Origin of the sequence: Methanoregula sp., from assembly GCF_028712425.1 — an archaeon.
Lineage (GTDB): Archaea > Halobacteriota > Methanomicrobia > Methanomicrobiales > Methanospirillaceae > Methanoregula.
Map to the genome: position 1 here is coordinate 1 of NZ_JAQTQD010000003.1, position 19,453 is coordinate 19,453.

Here is a 19,453-nt window from a genome sequence, read left to right on the forward strand (position 1 = left end):
CAGATTCGGAGCGGATCTGAAAGCTCGGTTATACCAAATGCAGAGGAAGGAAATCTCTTGCAAGATTATCCTTGCTAACCTTGACAGATTCATTCAATTTATCTTAATTGAGGATTTCTACAGAGCACAAAATTTAAAGTATCCGATGAGATTTCCGGATTTGAATTCTTATCCGTGACATCCATATTCACATCTCCAGCTACTGGAAGTATGACGATCCCCGATAAACAGAAAATTAAGACTATACAAATTTTATTCATAATAGAAATTGACATATCTTATTGTTTTTTTAATTATTGTATAAAAGAAGATCGTTTTAATTTTTGACATCAAAATTTTAATATTTTGATAGTGTATCAGATTGTACGATTCTCATGCGTTATCAAAAAAGGGAAAAAATCCTGATCCTTTTACTGATATTCAGTTCGATCTCATCCATAATCTGTTGTTGCTGGGCACTTGAACAACCACAGAATTCATCCGTTCTCGAACCTGTTAAAATCAAAACCCCGTCTCGACCTATACCGGATATTACTTCTCTTCAGGACGCCGATCAGAACACTTTTGTTTATTTACCAAAAACAGATTATGATTCAGGAGAACCAATCGAAATCTCCGGATCGACCACACTACCTGCGGGCACACATCTGTATATTGAAATTCACCGGGACTGGCATCAAAAAACAGTACCAGAAGGAAAAGCAATAGGTTGGCAACTCGATACAATAGTCCGGAATCGAACCGATGGAACTGATCGCAATTTTTTCGTCAGTTTTAATTCAACTATGCTGCTTCCCGGTGATTATTATATCAGTGTATGGAATCTCGATGCAGGCCCTGATGAGGAAGTATTACTCAATCGGACATCATTTCCTCTCACTATAGACAGATCTCTCAAACCTACGCAATCGGGAGTTCAGTTGCTTTCATTTTTTTTATCCCTGTCAGCAGCTATTGGTGTTGTAACAATCCTGAAAAAAGCCGGAGAAAAACCTGAATAATGGTATTGTGATATAAGCTTTGATTGATTTTCACTTCTGCATCATTTTTCAGTAATTATTTGCATTTACCTGATAATCGGCTCAAGTGGCAACGCTCTCTCCACCGGCGCCTCAGAATCTGCTACCCGCTCCCGATCGAGGGCGAGCAGGCGAAGACCTGCAACGTGGATTTCGTGGACGCGACGTACCAGACCAAGCTCGGGAGCTATGAGGCGTAAGATAGCCCCCATTCCCTGTTTGTCCAGTCTTTTTTTTGACGTAAAATCACCACCCCCCGGAAAACCGCCTTATCCTGCCCCGGTGCCCTGCCGGGAACAGTTTTGACTAAAGGAGCGGGCTCCAAATGGGGGCATTTGCGGGCAGCTGTTTTGCAGGTTTGGAAATCCGCTAAAATGCCCCGTTTCCAGAAAGACGGCTGTTATGGGATTTTTCCTGGGGCGGTGGACAAAAATTCTGTGGATCCGGAAAACCGAATCGCCGGATTGGCAAACGGGGCCCGTTTTGGGCTTATCTGAGAGATCCTTTTTCAGGTCCTTTCCGGAGCCGGCCGCATCACCATATGATCCGTCAGCGTATCCCCAGTCGCGGCAGAATATATTCCGATATCACGATCCCGCCAAGGACGAGACAGAGTATCACTGCCAGGATCGAGATGACGTTGGGCAGGACTTTATCAGGCTGACCCGGCGGGGAAGGAGGGAGACCCTCAAACTGCCACACCAGGAATTCCGAATGGAGCGCCGATGTAATCAGATCGCTCTGGACGGATGAGTTATCATCAGGACGATCAATTCCTGTCCGGCCGTAATATATGATGTACATGTAACCGGGTAACGTGACGAGATATCCGGATGTCGTATTGCTCCGGTATCCGATGGCAGGAATCGTATGAACCACGATATCCGCTGAGGAATTGGACCCGTTTGAAAAAAGACAGAGCGAAGTATTCGAAATTTCTCCATGAGATGCCAGATACGATGTGATCCGGGCAGACTGGTCTGAAAATTCCTTTCCTTCCGTAAAGTACCAGACTTCCGTAACATAATGGTCTCCGGTCTTCGTGTACAGGATATTCTGGTACGCGTGATACTTCGAGAGATCCGGGAATTCCGGCACCGGCTCCCGGGTTACGATAAAGTCACCGCGGATGGAGGCGTTGAGACTCTCGGGGCGGGGCAGCATGTAACCGGCCCGGTATTCCGGCGGCGGGATACCTGCGGAGGCTGGTACTGCGATGATTTGGGAGAGGAACATGCAGAAAACAAGGAGAGTACCGATTTGGATTATCCGGTAAAGATCCCGGTTTTCCGCTGCCATGTGTCTCATGGTGTACTCTCTTTTCATGGGTAATTGTATTTTGATGTGCCTGATAATCCCGACAACCGGCCCTGCCCGCCTCGTCCTGCCGTGACATCCTCTCATCGGAATCCGGCCTCCCCGGTCATGGTAATCTCATTCCCGGTAACAGGTACCCGAACACCACTATCCCGAAACCAAAGAGGAGGAGCACCAGCAGCCAGTCCAGCGGGGAGAGGGACGGGGACGCGGAAGAATGTTCCGGCATATGAGGTAACGAGTGGCCGAATTCCCCGCCCAGATTCGGGGGAACGGAACTTGCCATGAGGATCTTCTGGAAGGAAAAATTTTCACCGGCCCGGTACGAGCCTGCCCTGCCATAGTATGCGATGTACGAATGGTTGGGCAGGACAATGAGGTATCCCGAAGTGGCGTTGCTCCGGAATTCAGTCACCGGGATCTTCAGAACCGAATAATTCAGCCCGAGATAATACCCGGCGTACCAGGGATTTTTTGAGTATTGTTCCAGTTCCGGGAGAAGATCGATGGTGGTATCCGACAGCTCCCCCCGCGAGGCCATCCAGGATTTGATGGATGCTGACCCGGCGGACAGCTCGTGGCGATCGGTGAAATACCATGCCTCGCAAGCGTAGTGGTCTCCCGTTCTGGTATCCAGGAACGTCCGGCTGACGTTATACCGGGAGAGATCCGGGAATTCAGGTAACGGCTCGCGGGTCTCGCTTACATTGATCCGGACGGACTGGTTGACCCCATCAAGATACGGCAGCATAACGCTGGCCCGGTATTCCGGCGGCGGGACCCCGGCGGGGACCGGCACGGTGATGCATGGCATGAGGAGCAGGCAGAAAACAAGGAGAGACCCGATCCGAAGTGCCCGGGAAGGATGCCCGTGTTCCGGTGCCATGCGTGTCGTATTCCACTCTCTTTTTTCCGGGTATTATGCCTGAGGGTTGCGTGAATCCCGGTTCAGGCAGGGCCCTTTTCAGAGCGGTTTGATGAAAATTTTGAGATCTGGTATACCGAAATCGGGTGACGGTCTTCATTTTCCCCGATGTTCCGGGATCTCAGAAACCGGGGGGTACCGAAGAACCCTGCGTGGCCGGTCGAAGACCAGTGGTCTTCTCCTGGCCCGGGTGTGAAGATTCTCGTCATCAGAAAAGCATAAACAATTTCAGGTTCCACATCCGGCATAAACAACACGACACCCGGTGATCCATGCCCCCCTCTGCCACCCGCATCCTCATTGTCGAAGACGACACCATCATCACGCACCTCCTTGCGACCATGCTCCAGAAGAAGGGCTACTCGGTGGCGGGAGTCGTGACGACCGGTGAAGAGGCGGTCATAAAATCGGCGGAGCTTGACCCCGACCTCATCATCATGGATGTGGGCCTTGCAGGGAAGATGGACGGTCTTGAGGCAGCGCATTACATCTTCCAGCTCTTCTCCTACCCCATCCTTTTCGTGACAGGTTGTACTGATGAGGGCAAGATTAGTAAAGCAAAGTTCTCGCAGCCGTACGGAGTGATCTTCAAGCCGTTCACCCCCATTGAGATCGCGACCAACGTGGAGCTTGCGATCTACAACCACAGCCAGCGGTCGAAGTCCGCGAGCCAGTATCCCGCGGGAGAACCCGGCAAGATCAAGGAGATGCTCGACGCGGTCATCATGACCGACAAGCGGGGCCGGATTATCTACTTCAACCCGACAGCGCTCTGGTACATCGATCTTCCTGCAAAGGACATCTACCTCAGGCACTGGCGCGAGGTCATGATGTTCATCAACGACAAGACCGATGAGCAGCTCAAGGATCCGATCGCCGAGTCTGCCACCCACATGACCGGGGTCATCCATGAGTCCAATACCGCGATGGTGACGACAACGTCCAAGCGCCGGAAAGTCCGGCTCAATATCCGGCCAATCCTGGACAACCGCGGGCAGTTCCTTGCGGTTCTCGTTTCAATCCGGGAGAAGACCCCGAAGCCCGGGATGCCCCAGTAACGTAAGAGGAGGCGGGAGGATATGGATCATATCCGGCACGCGTTCAACCGGTTCGCGCAGCACTATGACCGGCAGCGGGAGTATATCATCCCGGAGCTCCGGCAGTTTTACGGAACCGCAGTCTGGGCTGCGGAATCGGAAAAAGCCGAACCGGAGATCCTTGACATCGGTGCCGGCACCGGCCTCTTCTCCATGTTCCTGCTGGAGAAGTTCCAGGGTGCGCACCTGACGCTCATCGATATCGCCGAGAACATGCTGGAGATGGCCCGCCAGCGGTTCGACGGCCGTGAGCACACAGAATACATCGTGCGCGACTACTCCACGGGCGAACTTGGCGGGCCGTTCGATATTGTCTGCTTGGCCCTCTCCATTCACCATCTTGAACCGGCGGATAAACGTCAGCTCTTTCGCCGGGTTTACGATGCTCTCCGGACCGGGGGGATCTTTGTCAACGCTGACCAGGCTGACGGGGAGACGCTCTACTTCCAGAAACGGTACTTAGAGTACTGGAACGATTTTTTGAAGACCGGCCCGATGAATGCGGAGCAGCATGAAGAGATCCTGAAGCGTCGCGATTCACTGGACAAGAACGAGAAACTCTCCGACCAGCTCGCGTGGCTGAAGGAAGCCGGCTTCTCGGATGTGGACGTGGTGTACCGGAACCGGACATTCATGGTAACCGTTGCACGGAAGGGCGGGGCCCTGTAAGGATTCTGTTGGGGACCCGGTGGTTTCAGACCACAGGACTATGTAGTCCCGCGTTGTACCTCTCATCAGTGATTCTCCATGAGAGTGCCTGCCAGACTCTTTGTTGCCATTCTTTTCTCGCTCTGCCTGCTGATTGCCGCTGCTTCTGCAGCCCCGACCGTTGCCGGTGTCTCATCTGCTGCAGCCGATACGTCGGGTACGCCCCCTCAGGACGCCGCGGTATATATTGCCGAAGCACAGGCAGCAGTCACGGAGTCGAACTGGACACGTGCGCTTACGGTCACGACACGCGGCCTTGCGTGGTACCCGGACAACCCGGGCCTTCTCTGTCTCCAAGGCTACACGTTCCGGAAGATGGGGCAGTACCAGAAATCTGTTGACCTCGTCTCACGGGCTATCCCTCTCGACCCAAAAGCAGTGCGGTACGCGAACCGGGGGTACGGTTATCTTGCCCTCGGTAACTATTCTGCGGCCCTGAACGATGCGAAGACCGGCATCTCCCTGGATCCAACGTACACCACAAACTATGGCGTGAAAGCACTGGCCCAGAGCGGGCTTGGACAGAATGCCCTGGCACTTGCAGCTGTTGATACGGCCCTTGAACAAGATCCCGGGAGCGCCCATTACTGGCACATCAAAGGCATGGTCCTTGCCGCCAGCGGAGACTGCTCCGGTGCGGTGGCTGCACTGGAACACTCGATCGCGATTGACCGGGAATATGTGCTACCCTGGCCGGGCTTTGGCACTGCAGAAGAGAAACTTGCTGCCGTGAAAACAGGCTGCAGCCCCGCTCCTGCAGGGACAACGCCGGCAAAATCCCCGCTGGGATGGATCGCAGTTGTCGGGCTCGCTGGTGCAGTCATCGCCCTTGGATCGAGAAAGTAATCTTCCGCAATCAGGTTTTTAAAACAGATCAGTAGCGAGGGATGGATTTGAACCATCGATCTACGGGTTATGAGCCCGTCGGGATATCCTGACTACCCTACCTCGCTTCCTTAATAATCAGGGTTATAATATAGTCAGGCGGCGCTGATATACTTTACTCAGTATTCCCGTCCCGGTCTCTCCTGTTGCCTCCGCTAGGATTATATCGGGACAACGGTATAGTGAAACCATGGATGATGAGCTTGCCCGTATACGGGAGAAGCGGATGCAGGAGTTGACCGGGAAAATGCAGGGCGCACAAAAAGGCGGAGTACAGCACGTCGATGAGATGCACTTCCAGCAGTTCGTGACCACGAACCAGTTTGCCGTCATCGATTTCTGGGCGGAGTGGTGCGGGCCCTGCCAGAGGATCGCGCCGGTGATGGACGAGCTCTCCATTGAATTTTCCGGGAAGGTTGCCTTTGGCAAGTGCAATACCGATGACAACCGGCGCATTGCCCTACAGTTCAACATCGATGCCATTCCGGCGATCATGCTCTTCTCCCGGGGCCAGCTGGTGGACCGGATCATCGGGGCGTATCCCAGGGAAGCGATCCGGGAGAAGATCATCCGCAGGTTCGGGCTTGATTAACCTCTTGTTCAGGTCTTCCCTCCCGGCGCAGGAAATGAAAAGGTTTACCCGATATCAATCCTAACCAATGAGATAATGGGCGATCCGGGAACACCTTTATCGAAGATCGTCAAGTCTCTCGGGCTCGTTTTCGGGGATATCGGGACGAGCCCGATCTATACGATGGGTGCGGTCATGCTCTTCATGATCCCGTCCTCGTTCAACATCTTCGGCCTCCTCTCCCTTGTCACCTGGACGCTCCTTATCGTCATCTCGGTCCAGTACATCTGGCTTGCAATGTCCCTCTCCGACAAGGGCGAGGGCGGGACAATCGTTTTGAAAAATATCGTTGATACGCTCCTGCAGCCCGGGATTGCCGCGTCCGCGGTCTCGGTCCTCACCATCATCGGGATTGCCCTCTTCATCGGCGACGGTGTGATCACCCCGGCGATCAGTATCCTCTCGGCGGTCGAGGGGATTGCCCTGATACCCGGGTTTGCGGGGATCCCCCGGTTCACGCTCCTCCTCATTGCAGCCGTGATTGCCATCGGGCTCTTCCTCTTCCAGAAGCGCGGGACTGACCGCATTGCCTGGACGTTCGGGCCCGTCATGGTGGTCTGGTTCGCTGTCCTTGCCCTCTCCGGGATTATCTCGATCATCGCTGCCCCGCAGGTCCTCTTTGCCTTAAGCCCGACCTATGCCATTGATTTCATTATCGACAACGGCTGGGCATCGCTGATGGTCATGTCGGCAGTTATCCTCTGTGTCACGGGTGGCGAGGCGCTGTATGCCGACATGGGGCACCTGGGCCGGGAACCGATTGTCAAGGGCTGGGCGGTGGTCTTCCCGGCTCTCGTCCTCAGCTACCTCGGGCAGGGGGCGTATGTCATGCAGACGGACAATACCCACAATGTCCTCTTTGCGATGATCAACCACATCAATCCCCTGCTCCTGGTCCCGTTTCTCATCCTCTCCATCTGCGCCACGGTCATTGCCTCGCAGGCGATGATCTCCGGAATGTTCTCGATCATGTACCAGGGAATGATGAAAAAAATCATCCCCAAGATGAAGGTCGAATACACCTCCCCCGAGCTCCGGTCCCAGATCTACATCGACGCGGTCAACTGGATGCTCCTCTTTGGCGTCCTCCTTGTCATCTTCGAGTTCCAGTCCTCGGAGAACCTCTCGGCGGCGTACGGCCTCGCCGTCTCGGGCTCGATGATGATCTCCGCCATCCTGATGACGATCATCTTCTTCAAGAGGGACCAGAAGATAAAGATGCTCATTGCCGGCACCCTGATCGCCCTCGACGCGATCTTCTTCATTTCCACGCTCTTCAAGATCCCCCATGGTGCATACTGGTCGTTCTTCATCGCCACCATCCCGCTCATCGTTATCGTCACGTTCATCCTCGGCCAGGACCGGCTCCACGCGATCCTCCGCCCGGTTCCCATCGAGGAGTTCCTCCCGAAGTACAAGGAGAGCTACGCGAACCTGCACAAGATCCGCGGGACAGCTCTTTATTTCGTCGGGGATGTCCACCGGCTCTCTCCCTACCTCCCCCAGGTCATCTTCAAAAACGAGATTTTGTACGAGAATAATATCCTTGTCTCCATCCAGATCACGGAGAAGCCATTTGGCATTACAACGGACTTTGACACCGCAATTGCACCCGGCCTCCACATCTTCCGGGTGGAATGCGGGTACATGGAGATCGTGGACGTGGTGAAGCTGCTGCAGGAGAAGGGGATCGACGAGAAGACGATCTTCTACGGCATCGAGAGCGTGGTCTCCGATACGCTCATCTGGAAGATCTACGGCATCATCAAGAAGAACACCCCGCCGTTCATCCAGTTCTATGCCCTTCCCCCGGAGAAGATCCACGGTGTCGTGACCCGGGTCGTGATGTGACCCGGGGAGTGCAATGCGGGTGTGCCGGGCAGCCGCCATCCCTGCCGGCCCGGCGCTTTTCGGGCGCGACACTGCAACATTGATGACAGGATACAGTCAACAGAGTAACCAGTAACACCGGGGTAACGCTATGGATTTCGGGCTCGTCATCCAGGGAATCATTGTCGGCCTCATCCTTGCCGTACCAGTCGGGCCGCTGTCCCTCATCTGCATCCAGCGGACCCTCTCTTCCGGCAGGCTCCATGGCCTCTTCTCCGGGTTTGGCATAACGGTTGCTGATTCCGTCTATGCTGTCATTGCATTCCTCGGGCTTGCCGCCATTTCAGGGTTTATCCTCTCCTTTGAAGTCCCGCTCAGGATCTTTGCCGGGCTGGTCCTCATTGTTGTCGGTGTGAGGATCATCGGTTTTGTCCCCGACCGCAGGCAGGACACGACCGGCCAGGACAGGTATTCGAAAGACTTTCTCTCGATGCTCGCCCTTGCCCTGGCAAACCCGATGACGCTGGTCTTTCTCATGGTGACCCTGCCGGGCTATGGGTTTGTCTTTGGCGGGACTTCGCTGTTGTCGGCAGGATGGTTTGTCTCCGGTTTCATTGCCGGTTCGGCTCTGTGGTGGATCATCCTGTGCTGGATGGTCGGGTCGTTCCGGGCCCGGCTCACGGAACGGAACCTGACGCTCATCAACCGTGCATCCGGTATCTTCATTGCCGGTGTCGGGGCGGTGATGATCCTCACGCCGGTCCTCGCACTGGCGGGGATAACCGGTATGTAAACCGGTGCACCCCGGCCCCCGTAAGAATAACTATATTTTCCCAAACACCAATAATTAAGCACGTACCAGCCGTCTTTACGGGATCAAGGGAGAGGTTCCACTGACAGAGAAGAAACCGGCAGCACCCCCGGGCGATGAGGTCATCAGGGTCAGGCTGCCCCAGAAACGCAACCGGGAGATGTTCGGCAGTGCCGAGCTCATGATGGGTGCAAACCATATCCGCATCCGCTGCTTTGACGGCGTGACCCGGATGGGAAGGATCAAGGGAAAGATCAAGAAGAAAGTCTGGATCCGGGAAGGCGATATCCTGATTATCATCCCGTGGAACTTCCAGGACGAGAAATGCGATATCGTGTACCGCTACACCGGCCCGCAGGTTGAGTGGCTGAGGCGGAATAATTATCTGTAATCTCTCTTTTTCGATAATTCAAGAATCTTATAAATTTTATAGTGAAAACAGGGTAACCGGGGAGTCACTTTTTCCTCGCACCTATCTGAAAACAAATTCCATGGACTCCTGCTCAAAAAGAGATCAGAGTGACCGGATAATCACTTCGTATTGTTTGATTACCAGTCGGCTTGTCGGGGGAAATTTATACGTCCGCAGCGGTTCGGTTGCAGGTATTTGTGTCATCCCCAGGGTATTTCGGAAATAATTATCCCAAGCGGTCGAGTAATCCCGGTCAGGATCGTATGTATAATCGATATATATATCATTCAACGGCACGTGGTCATCGAACCGGGTCTCGCCCAATGCCATCTGCACCGTGCCGATACCATGCTTTGCCATCAGGCCGTTGCTTGTCAGGTTCACAAGGTTGATAACCATGGTTTTCGTCTGCCCGTCATAGAACCACCGCGGCTCTGCGAGCATCACGGAACCCAGATTCTGGCGTTTCACAACAGCGCCGTTCTGGAGAGATACTTCTGTATTTGTTGATGCGGAATCGTACGTCAGGTCCCCGGACTTAAAGTCCTCAACAATAGCGCCTGATCCATCACGGATAGTAATTGTTGACGACGGGGGAGTATGGAGTGAATTATAGACTGTCAGGACCCCTCCCCCAATCTTCAGCGAGGTCTCCTTATAGGGGACGGTCTTGTAGGCCAGGCTTTTAACATCATTCTGGAGCACGATCATGTTTTTCTCCATGATCTGTTCGTCCGCGCTCGTCTGCTGCTGCATCAGCATCGGGTACCCGTACAGGGTGACAAGGCCGATGCCAGCCATCATCAGCGTGAAGATGAGGAGAAACCCGATGGACTCCGACACACCGTCACTACCCGATGCCTGGAATATTCTCTTCGTCATACAAATCCTCCGGAATTGTAACTGATCCTGTTCATACCACTGCCCGTGGTATTCCCGCCGGCCCTCCGGGTAGATCCTATCCCGGCGATTGCCACATTGGCAGTAACAGAATTTCCGCTGATGCGCACAGTCTGGGCAGAGAGGTCTTCGTCATAGAGATTCCCGACCTCAACCAGATATCCTCGCCCGGCAACCTCATCCGGGATGTCGAACTTCGAGGTGATATCGCCGTTTACCGGTGCGATGGAATAGATATCAACAATCCTTGTGGAGACCCCGTTGCTGATGTCCGTATATGCCGAGTACGTGATGGTTCTTGCGGGCATTTCCATGAAATGCGTATTCGTGAGAAGGAGTACAACAACGAACAGGCCGGTAAGGACGCCGGAGATCAGGATATACTCGATAAGGGTTGCAACCCCGCCATCAGTTTCGCCCGGGTATTGTTTATTCTGATCTCCACGTCTCATTATATGCTGTCACCCCGTTGTTGTAGTGAATTTCAATATACGTGTAGGGATCCAATCCTCCCGGCCGGTTTGAGGAGAAATTTACCACGGCATTATGCCTGCTTAAGGAAAGGTTCCGGATCTCCCTCTGCACGGTGGTTTTATCGTTCTCATCACTAAGGAATTCCGACCGGATGATCATACCCCGTACCTCACGGATATCCGTTTTGGGGAATTCCGACACCGCCTCGGCGGTGGTCTGCCCTACAACCGTTGACTGGTTGATCAGGATCGCGATAAAGAACAGGGCAAAACTCACGACAAATCCCATAAGCACAATCCACTGTGCATCATCGTTCAGTCGCGCCATACTAATGCCTCCACTAAAACGGCATGTTTACCGGATGAGGGATCCGTACAGTCAGAACTGTCAACAATGACCCACTCGGATACCCGCACAGCATGTTCTCCTCCCGCAAACATATGGGAAGACTCACTTAAAGGTACACTGCTGACAACTCCGTCCCGTTCGCAGGTAACGTTTGCCATGAACTGGATACGATCCCGGTCTGTGCCGGTCTTTGCATTCACGATAGTATCAAACATCGTCCGGAACTGCGCAGAATCGCCTGTCTCAACAATGGTTTGCAGGGAGGTTTTGTCAACCGAGCTGTTGGGCGCAGTGTTCATCATCTTCAGGGCATCGTCCCCCACAACTTCAAGCTGCATATCGCTGATGTGGGTGTCCCCCGCTGTGTATACGGATGTGGAGTTCACTACCATGTACGCGGTCAGGAGGAGGATGAGCGCTGCTGCGACCCCCTCAATGGTATACAACTGGCCGTCATCATTTACCATATCGCCACCTCTATCACTGCATCGGTCAGTTCAGGCTGGGTTACGTTCACCGGGTTGTAATCGTACGGAAACGGTTCGGTGTGGGTGTTGTTCAGGAACTGCTGCTTTTGATTTACCGTAAATGTCAGGTAGATGAAGATCGTATCGTCGGTACCTATATCGCCAATTGTATTGAAAAAGCCCGGTTCAAATACCATCGATATGCCATTTGAAAAAGCCGCCGGGAACGCAGGAACTGCTGTCGTTTCCCCATCCATATAGAGGAATCCACTGGGGGACACAGCCGGTAACGGGTCGAGCGTGGACTTCCCATAGGATCTCGTATAAAACTGGACGTTTGATACTGACTTGGTGGTTCCTGGCTTTAACGGTTCCGGCATTTTATCAAAATCCGTGATATTGATGATGATCCTGTCCCTCATGGGGTTGAGGCGGTACGCTGCATCCCCGGTCGGACTCTTCAGCATTCCTACATCATCGAATAACAGGGACGATGTATTGATCATGATGGAGAACCGGTGATTAAACACTTCTTCGGTATTGTTATAGTGGTATGTCTTGATCATTGTCTCACCGATCGTTGTATTGCTCCCGCTCCGGATTTTTACGTCCCTGCGTATGTAGCCATACGGGTAACTGACGGGAATTATGTCACCGACTGACCTGATGGTATCTTTTCCTTCCTCTTTCAGGGAAATATTGAACCGGTAAGGGAAATCCCCGAATATCGCCCATTTCTGGTAGTCCGTGGGATAGACAAACTCCGTGGTGTTGAAAAACCGGTCTACCTTGGTTTCATCGAGAATTCCCGGGGTGTCTTTTGAGACGGCAAGACCGAACCGGGCAATTTTGTCCGGGTACTGGCTCGGATTCGACTGCAGCTCCCAGGGAATGCCGGCTGTTGCCAAAGAACCGACATCTCCGGGATCCTCTGCAAGGATGACTCCTGTCCGGTACGCAACGGCATCGAAATCGATTGTGTGGGACTGGATCCCGATGAACAGTCCGGGAATCATGGTTGCTACCCAGATGAATGCAAGCATGAATATGGTGAATCCGATCAGAAAGTCAATCGACATTGCACCGGTATCGTCAGTCATTGGTGGAAGTCAGCGCTCCTGTTATTGCATCGAATCTGAGATCCCGTTGCCGTCCTGTGCTGGTGATGGTAAGGAAGTAAGTACTCCCTGCGAGAGCCAGTTCCCGCGACTCGTTTGCGGCCGAGTCCGGTTGCAGGAAGATCCTGTCCCTGTTTTTCAGGAACAGATCCCGCGGCGTTATCATATGGCCGAGGTTAATATCCTGTTCCGGGCATGTGCCTGACCAGTTATACGCTCTCTCTCCATGGTGGTTATAGGTCACCAGGATTGTCTGCCCAGATTGGCAGATAATGACATCCCAACTGCTGGCATTGCCCGTGGGATCGAGACCATATCCTTGGATCATCCGGATACTGGGTGTTGCAGTAGCGTTTTCTTCCATACCAGACATGCTGACCGGTATGCGGGATGCCACATCATCAAAACTGATCCCGGTGAACGGATCAGACTTGTTGAGCATAATGAAACTCGTATTGGCTTTTGGCTCCGCGGTATCAGGAAAGACTGTGAGTGATGGCAGGGAAATAATGGCAAGTACTCCAAGAACAGCGACTGCTATCACGATAAAAAAAAGAAGATATTTCATTCTTTTCATGAGATTGCCCAATGGTTTATAAGAGAGATCAGGGATATAAACATTCGTTAATTGCGGTAGGTTGAATTTTCCATTTATTATCCTGATTAAGAACAACCGGGTGGATTTTTTCACAAAACCGCTTACTCATGTATACCTGAAGAAAAGATACCGGCAATCCCTCCCGTTAGCCCTTTTCCTGTCAGAAAACAAATCGAGAAAAATTCCACTCTTATAAAATTAACTTGTTCCCTGGAAGAGCCCGGCCAGCATTCTGGTTCTTGTGTCCCAAACGGTCAGAAATAGTGCGGTATAATATCAATAAATGTGAAAATTTTTGTTTTTTCACGAATCTAACAATAAATTGGCCAAAATTTTAAATAAAAAGTTATATATACTATTGCGTGGAGAAACTTGCTCAGAACGGAGGCAGGATAGTGAAACAAACAATTCTGGTTCTATTCGGACTTCTCCTCCTGAGCAGTTCTGCAGTAGCAGCACTGGATCTTTCCTTATCGACGATAAGTACCCCGGGATGGATCACTGCAAACGGTGCGGACAGTTCCATCATCACCGTGACGGTAGTGGATACGGCGACTGCGCCTGTCGCGAATGCGGATGTAACCTTCACCCTCGATGCTGCCTCGCAGGTTCTGGGGACGATCTCTCCGACAACACCTGTCAAAACCGATGTGAATGGAGTGGCAACAGCAGTATTTTCTGTTAAAACGATCAGCGGCAATGCTACCATTCATGCAACGGTGTCCGTCAACGATGGCCAGACACTTCCCGTTACGCTCACGACATTCCAGCGGATCGATCACGGCATCCCTGAAAAAGCGAGTTTTGATGCGTATCCGACAGAGTTACCCGTTGGTTCGGAGATCCGGGTAAATCTTACTGTTTACGATTACTGGAATAACCGCGTTGATAGTAAGAATGCCCCTGAGGCTGTCCAGATCACCGTTACCGGAGAGGATGGTGTCGGATTAAAGGATGGTACAAATTTCGTAACCGAAAAAACGTATTATACAGATACAGAGGGTAATGTATCCATTGACTTAAGGCTCTCCACCGTTGCAGGAGAGAACAAGCTCTGGATGTATCGTATCGGCAATATGGTGATAATGCCCTCCAAAACGGTTATCGGGATTGCAGAGGAGACGCCCTCGTATATCGAGCAGACCCGCGCCATCAACATGGAAGGAACGAAATCACCCCTCCCGGCAGACGGTCTCCCGGTCAACGATGTGACCATTACCTACACGCTCACCGACAAATTCGGCAACCCGATTCATAGTGCGCCTGTGCTCTGCACATCCACCGACGGGCAGAGTGCAACACAGTATACCAATCTCAACGGCAAGGTCACGGTCATCTTCCCGGCACAGGATGAAGCGAGGGTGTTTACGCTCAATGCCTCTTCCCCCGCTAATCCGGCCGCTGTCTGCAGGGATCCAACCAATGTCGGATACTGCAGCCAGCAACTTGAATATTACAATACCGACCCGGTTGATCTCCTGTTTACTGCAAATCCGCAGTCCATGGCAAGCCTCGACGTGGACAGTGCGACCCGGGCCATTCTCCAGGCACGGGTTGTCGATGCGAAGGGCAACCCGGTGAAAAACGAGAAGGTGTATTTCTCGCTCGGTACCACAACCTATGATGCCGTGTATATTGGGGCAACCGATCCGGTGCTTGCAGTCGGGCCGACCGAGGCAGTCCTGGTTGGTGACGACGGGTATGCAACCACAGAATTCAGCCCCGGGGCATTTGCAGCTGAAGGACAGCCCGGATTCGATCCGACGGCCACCGGCCAGGTGGTCGTGACAGCACGGTGGACGAACACGGCAGGTACTATCACCAAATCGCGGGATATCCTTCTTGTCTGGAAGAACTACCCTTATCTCAGTACCTATTCGTCCATGAAATGCGACAATGCTCATGTCGGGGATGAACTGAACCTTACTATCCAGCTCAAAGGCGATGGCATAGCGCTCAAACCGAATCCCATCGATGTGGTCCTCACCACCGATCGTTCCGGAAGTATGATGAAGGGTAACCCGGACAGGATGGTCAACGTTATGGCAGCATCTTCGGCATTTGTCGACGAGATGGGAACGAACGACAAAATCGGGGTTGTCTCGTTTGGAAACAAAGGTGATTACACTTCCGCCACAACCTATTCTGGTCTGGGCCCCGGAATTGATCTGGATACACATGACGACCAATCGTATAGAGATGAACATTATAAGTCCTCTCCGACATCCTATCTCTACTATGCAACAGTAGACCAGGAACTGACTTCTGTTCCGGCAGATGCCAAGAAGGCGATCAATTCCATGGTTCCCTACTCGGGTACCCCCCTGAGGGATGGTCTCCGGAAAGCGGTCCAGGAACTGAAATCAGCGAGGGCTCGATCCAATGCGATCAAGGCCATTATCGTCCTCTCCGATGGGGATTATAATTACTATGGCGACCCGCTTGCACGGGGGCGCGGCTATACATCGTGGCGTCCTACGGACTTTGGGGATTTGACGGAATCATATATGTCCTATTCCGATACCGACGGATACCAGAACATGGCTGCATACGCAAGCCACAACGGGATAAAAATATACTCTATCGCATTCGGCGACAGCATTTCCAGCGGCGGGAAGACAACACTTGAAACTCTTGCCACAGCCACCGGTGGAAGGTACTTTGAAGCTTCTTCGGCAAATATCGAAGACGTGTATATTGCGATTGCCGGCGATCTTCAGGAAACCGCTGGAGGTGACACGGAAGTGTCCCTCGATTTCGGGACCGTGACAATCGACGACAATACGGGAGGCGACATCACCCAGTATATGGACTACGTGTATGAGATGAAGACGCCTGTTGCTGACAGTTCGACCTATATCAACAAGACCAATATCACCAAGCACGGTATCTTTCACCAGCTCTTCAGTACAGTCCAAGACGACACAGCAGGATGGAGTGCCCGCCAGATAAACTACAATGTTGGAACAATCAAGCTCAACGAGACCTGGAGTGCAACGTTACGCCTCAGACTGATCCAGGCGGGGTCGTTCGATCTCTTCGGCCCTGACAGCACCTCCTCTATTACATTCACCGACATGAGTGATACCACGAATCCGGTGACACAGACAGCGTTCATCCCGGAAATGCAGTGCAAGGTGTATCCGGTGGGAGAAAATCCCGGGTTTGGTACAAAAACACTCCAGGTCAGCGATCTCACGGTCACTACATCCGATCCAACCGTGTGGAAGCTGGCATGGAAGACCTCCTATGACGGCGATAAAACCGTTACAGAAACGCTGCAGTCCCGGGTGGCGGATAGTGCTGCGGCATGGCAGACAATCCCCGGCGGCATAACGATGATCAGCAGTCAGGTGGTCAATTCACCCTCGTACTATACACTATCCCTGTCGGATACGTCGCTCTGGGTAAAAGGGAAATGTTACGAGTTCCGGGTCGTTGCCCAGGCAGAGGATACCGATGATTCGGTAACACAATCCGGTTCAACCTGCATCAGTGCATCGGAAGGAACGATCTATATCAAACTCGAATAATTGATTGACAGGGCATCCGGAAAAACGACTTTTTTCACACCTTACCGGAGTGCGAATCATCGTGCATCAGAATACATACCCGTATTGTGTGCTGCACCCGTTACTGGTAACCATAAACGGAAAAATAGCACGTAAAAAGAAATAATGGAAACTTTTTTCCGTGCCTGCATCACGCCACAATCTTCGTTATCGGTATCTCCAGAATATCCTCGGCACCGCACTTCTTAAGCTTCGGGATAAGCCCGTTGACTGATCCCTTCGGCACAACAGTCTGGATGCTGTAGTAGTCGATCCCGTGGAGCCGGCTCACCGTAGGTTTCTTCATCGCCGGCAGTGCCGCAACAATCTTCTCCATGGATGCTGTCGGGACGTTCATGGTCAAAAGGACCTTATGCCGGGCATCGATAACACCGAACAGGAGCGTCTTGATCTCCTCGATCTCGCGCCGCTTCTCCGGGTCTGCCCAGCTTGCCTTGTTTGCGATGATCGCCGTGTGGGACTCCATGATCTGGCCGATGATCTTGAGGCCATTCTTCCGGAGCGTTGTCCCGGTCTCGGTAAGGTCGACGACCACATCCATCAGGTCGGGGACTTTTGCCTCCGATGCACCAAACGAGTGGAAGAGCTGGACCGGGATCTTTAAGTTCTCGAAGAACTTCTTCGTGAGCTCGGGGTATTCGGTCGTGACCCGGCTGTTTGGCCGGATCTGGCTGACGTTCTCAATGGGCTCGTCACGGTGCACCGCAACAACGATCTTGACATTTCCCTCACCGGTTTTACTGTAGGAGAGGTCTGCCACCTCAACCACGTCGGCGCCGGTCTCGGTGATCCAGTCAAGGCCCGAGATGCCAAGGTCGAAGTATCCCTTGTCCACGTACGTCGGGATCTCCTGCGGGCGGAGGATCTTGACCTTCCCGATCCGGGGGTCATCAATACGGGGGTTGTAGTCGCGGTCCGTGCGCCGGACCTCGAGGTCTGCCTCCTTGAACAGCTGGAGGGTCTGCGCCTCAAGGCTGCCCTTCGGGAGTGCGATGGTGATCATACCATACACCATCGTTTTAAAAAACAATAAAGGATCGGATAAAAAGCGGATGAGGGCTTCAATCAAACGAATGGACAACGAGGCCGCTCAGCAGCTTGGGTTCGAACCACGTGGACTTCGGCGGCATGATGCCTCCGGCGTCGGCAATGGAGAGGACGGTCTCCACCTTCACCGGCTGCATTGCGAACGCGAGCTGGTAGGTCCCTTCATCAACGAGTTTTTCAAGGTCGGAGACCGGGCGGGCCCCGCCCAGGTACTGGAGGCGTGCATCGCCCCGGGGATCGGTGATGCCCAGCATCCCTTCCAGCACGTGCTTCTGGAGCACGGCGACATCAAGCGTGTCGGGAGTCTCAGCACCGGACTCCCGCAGGCGCGTGCACTCGTACCAGGTTCCCCTGAGATAGAGGTGGACAATGTGATACTTTTCCGGATCGGCAATCGCGGGGGGAATGTTGTACACGCTGCCATCGACTGCCGCGTATGGCCGGACCGTGTAGTGCTTTCCGAGCTCTTTGAGGAAGGTGTCGGGAGTAAAGGGACCAAGGTCGGTAAGGAGCCGGCTGTACCCGTGGATCTTCACCCGGTTGTGGGCGAACAGGACTCCCATGAACCTGCAGACCTCTGTTCCCGGCTGGTTACCGGATGCAAGGATCTTGTCAACAAGGTTCACCGATGCCTTGGCGCGGTGGTGGCCATCGGCAATGTAAAGTGCCGGGATTTCAGCGAAGCGCCGTTCGAGTTCAGCGAGGACCGTGGGATCCGTGATCCGGAAGATCTGGTGGACTGCCCCCTGCCCTATCTGCACCTCTGCAACCGGCGGTTCTGTGCGGGCAACCTGTGATTCGATGAAGGAGAAGAGGTCTGCACCGTCGCGATAGAGGAGGACCACCGGCCCATTGTGCGCACGGACGGCTTCGATGTGCCTTGTCCGGTCCTCCTCCTTGTCGTACCGTGTCAGTTCATGGCGACGGATCTTGTTTTTCCGGTAATCATCCACGTCAAGGCAGCAGCAGAGGCCAAGGAACACGTCCCCGTCCTGCTGTGCCCGGTACAGGTATATGCCGGGTTCCTGGTCCTTCTTCATGAGCCCTTCCTGCTCAAGGTGGAGGAACATCTCCCGCGCCCGTTGGTACACGCGGTCATCATGGGGGGGAATGCCCGGGAGTTCGGCATCGGGCCTGCTCACGCGCAGGAAACTCTTCGGGTTCTGTGCAATGATCGCCTTTGCCTCGTCAGCAGTCACCACATCATACGGCACTGCCGCGATCTCCGGCGCAGCCTCCCGGACCGGCCGCACCCCTGAAAAACGATATATCCTCACCATGCAAGACCCCGCGC

At 53.2% G+C, this 19,453-nt stretch carries 20 protein-coding genes and 1 tRNA gene; 10 read left to right on the forward strand and 11 right to left on the reverse strand.

Annotated features, from left to right (window positions below):
• Window positions 1-374: 374 nt before the first annotated feature.
• Both PHF39_RS01870 and PHF39_RS01875 read left to right on the forward strand, forming a co-directional pair.
• Complete coding sequence (locus tag PHF39_RS01870) at window positions 375-1,001, forward strand: hypothetical protein (RefSeq protein ID WP_300219581.1); 627 nt, start codon at window positions 375-377, stop codon at window positions 999-1,001.
• Between the two features lie 59 nt (window positions 1,002-1,060).
• Window positions 1,061-1,219 carry a hypothetical protein gene (locus tag PHF39_RS01875; protein WP_300219583.1) on the forward strand — a complete coding sequence of 53 codons (159 nt, stop codon included), beginning with the start codon at window positions 1,061-1,063 and terminating at the stop codon, window positions 1,217-1,219.
• 349 nt (window positions 1,220-1,568) lie between these two features.
• Here PHF39_RS01875 and PHF39_RS01880 read toward each other — a convergent pair whose 3' ends face one another.
• Together PHF39_RS01880 and PHF39_RS01885 are read right to left on the reverse strand one after the other, a co-directional pair.
• Window positions 1,569-2,345, reverse strand: a complete 777-nt coding sequence (locus PHF39_RS01880; protein WP_300219585.1) for a hypothetical protein — start codon at window positions 2,343-2,345, stop codon at window positions 1,569-1,571.
• Between the two features lie 97 nt (window positions 2,346-2,442).
• Entirely contained in the window at window positions 2,443-3,222 is a 780-nt protein-coding gene (locus PHF39_RS01885) for a hypothetical protein (protein WP_300219587.1), read from the reverse strand.
• A 311-nt stretch (window positions 3,223-3,533) separates the two neighbouring features.
• On the opposite strand from PHF39_RS01885, the gene PHF39_RS01890 reads away from it, so the two are divergent.
• The 3 genes from PHF39_RS01890 to PHF39_RS01900 all read left to right on the forward strand — a co-directional run bounded on the left by PHF39_RS01890 (window position 3,534) and on the right by PHF39_RS01900 (window position 5,912).
• Window positions 3,534-4,319, forward strand: coding sequence for a response regulator (locus PHF39_RS01890; RefSeq protein ID WP_300219589.1), 786 nt, complete (start codon window positions 3,534-3,536; stop codon window positions 4,317-4,319).
• A 21-nt stretch (window positions 4,320-4,340) separates the two neighbouring features.
• Window positions 4,341-5,027, forward strand: coding sequence for a class I SAM-dependent methyltransferase (locus PHF39_RS01895; RefSeq protein ID WP_300219591.1), 687 nt, complete (start codon window positions 4,341-4,343; stop codon window positions 5,025-5,027).
• Between the two features lie 78 nt (window positions 5,028-5,105).
• Window positions 5,106-5,912, forward strand: coding sequence for a tetratricopeptide repeat protein (locus PHF39_RS01900; RefSeq protein ID WP_300219593.1), 807 nt, complete (start codon window positions 5,106-5,108; stop codon window positions 5,910-5,912).
• 32 nt (window positions 5,913-5,944) lie between these two features.
• Here PHF39_RS01900 and PHF39_RS01905 read toward each other — a convergent pair.
• Window positions 5,945-6,019, reverse strand: a tRNA-Met gene (locus PHF39_RS01905).
• 122 nt (window positions 6,020-6,141) lie between these two features.
• On the opposite strand from PHF39_RS01905, the gene trxA reads away from it, so the two are divergent.
• The 4 genes from trxA to eif1A all read left to right on the forward strand — a co-directional run bounded on the left by trxA (window position 6,142) and on the right by eif1A (window position 9,614).
• Entirely contained in the window at window positions 6,142-6,543 is a 402-nt protein-coding gene (trxA, locus tag PHF39_RS01910; RefSeq protein WP_300219595.1) for a thioredoxin, read from the forward strand.
• Between the two features lie 75 nt (window positions 6,544-6,618).
• Entirely contained in the window at window positions 6,619-8,433 is a 1,815-nt protein-coding gene (locus PHF39_RS01915) for a KUP/HAK/KT family potassium transporter (protein ID WP_300219597.1), read from the forward strand.
• Window positions 8,434-8,563: 130 nt separating this feature from the next.
• Complete coding sequence (locus PHF39_RS01920; protein ID WP_300219599.1) at window positions 8,564-9,205, forward strand: LysE family transporter; 642 nt, start codon at window positions 8,564-8,566, stop codon at window positions 9,203-9,205.
• 100 nt (window positions 9,206-9,305) lie between these two features.
• A complete protein-coding gene (eif1A, locus tag PHF39_RS01925; protein ID WP_300219953.1) occupies window positions 9,306-9,614 on the forward strand; it encodes a translation initiation factor eIF-1A in 309 nt (102 codons plus the stop codon).
• Window positions 9,615-9,737: 123 nt separating this feature from the next.
• On the opposite strand, the gene PHF39_RS01930 is transcribed toward eif1A, so the two are convergent.
• From PHF39_RS01930 to PHF39_RS01955, 6 genes are read right to left on the reverse strand one after another with little or no spacing between them, the layout of a single operon-like run.
• Window positions 9,738-10,517, reverse strand: a complete 780-nt coding sequence (locus PHF39_RS01930) for a hypothetical protein (RefSeq protein ID WP_300219601.1) — start codon at window positions 10,515-10,517, stop codon at window positions 9,738-9,740.
• Window positions 10,514-10,987: a hypothetical protein gene (locus tag PHF39_RS01935; protein ID WP_300219603.1), complete on the reverse strand. Its 474-nt coding sequence runs from the start codon at window positions 10,985-10,987 to the stop codon at window positions 10,514-10,516. The genes PHF39_RS01930 and PHF39_RS01935 overlap by 4 nt, the downstream gene beginning before the upstream one ends.
• A complete protein-coding gene (locus tag PHF39_RS01940) occupies window positions 10,965-11,336 on the reverse strand; it encodes a hypothetical protein (protein WP_300219605.1) in 372 nt (123 codons plus the stop codon). The genes PHF39_RS01935 and PHF39_RS01940 overlap by 23 nt, the downstream gene beginning before the upstream one ends.
• Window positions 11,324-11,824: a hypothetical protein gene (locus tag PHF39_RS01945; protein WP_300219607.1), complete on the reverse strand. Its 501-nt coding sequence runs from the start codon at window positions 11,822-11,824 to the stop codon at window positions 11,324-11,326. Before PHF39_RS01945 ends, PHF39_RS01940 begins: the two co-directional genes overlap by 13 nt.
• Entirely contained in the window at window positions 11,818-12,924 is a 1,107-nt protein-coding gene (locus PHF39_RS01950) for a hypothetical protein (RefSeq protein WP_300219609.1), read from the reverse strand. Before PHF39_RS01950 ends, PHF39_RS01945 begins: the two co-directional genes overlap by 7 nt.
• The gene (locus PHF39_RS01955; RefSeq protein WP_300219611.1) at window positions 12,917-13,633 is read right to left on the reverse strand and encodes a hypothetical protein; all 717 of its coding nucleotides are present in this window, start codon (window positions 13,631-13,633) and stop codon (window positions 12,917-12,919) included. Before PHF39_RS01955 ends, PHF39_RS01950 begins: the two co-directional genes overlap by 8 nt.
• Window positions 13,634-13,935: 302 nt before the next feature.
• Here PHF39_RS01955 and PHF39_RS01960 point away from each other — a divergent pair, with 302 nt between their 5' ends.
• Window positions 13,936-17,073 (forward strand): invasin domain 3-containing protein, encoded by a 3,138-nt coding sequence (locus PHF39_RS01960; protein WP_300219613.1) that lies wholly within the window; start codon window positions 13,936-13,938, stop codon window positions 17,071-17,073.
• A 169-nt stretch (window positions 17,074-17,242) separates the two neighbouring features.
• Here the strand turns inward: PHF39_RS01960 and hisG are convergent, their stop codons facing one another.
• Together hisG and PHF39_RS01970 are read right to left on the reverse strand one after the other, a co-directional pair.
• Window positions 17,243-18,115 (reverse strand): ATP phosphoribosyltransferase, encoded by an 873-nt coding sequence (gene hisG, locus PHF39_RS01965; RefSeq protein ID WP_300219615.1) that lies wholly within the window; start codon window positions 18,113-18,115, stop codon window positions 17,243-17,245.
• A 58-nt stretch (window positions 18,116-18,173) separates the two neighbouring features.
• Window positions 18,174-19,439: a DUF1015 family protein gene (locus PHF39_RS01970; RefSeq protein ID WP_300219617.1), complete on the reverse strand. Its 1,266-nt coding sequence runs from the start codon at window positions 19,437-19,439 to the stop codon at window positions 18,174-18,176.
• Window positions 19,440-19,453: the final 14 nt, after the last annotated feature.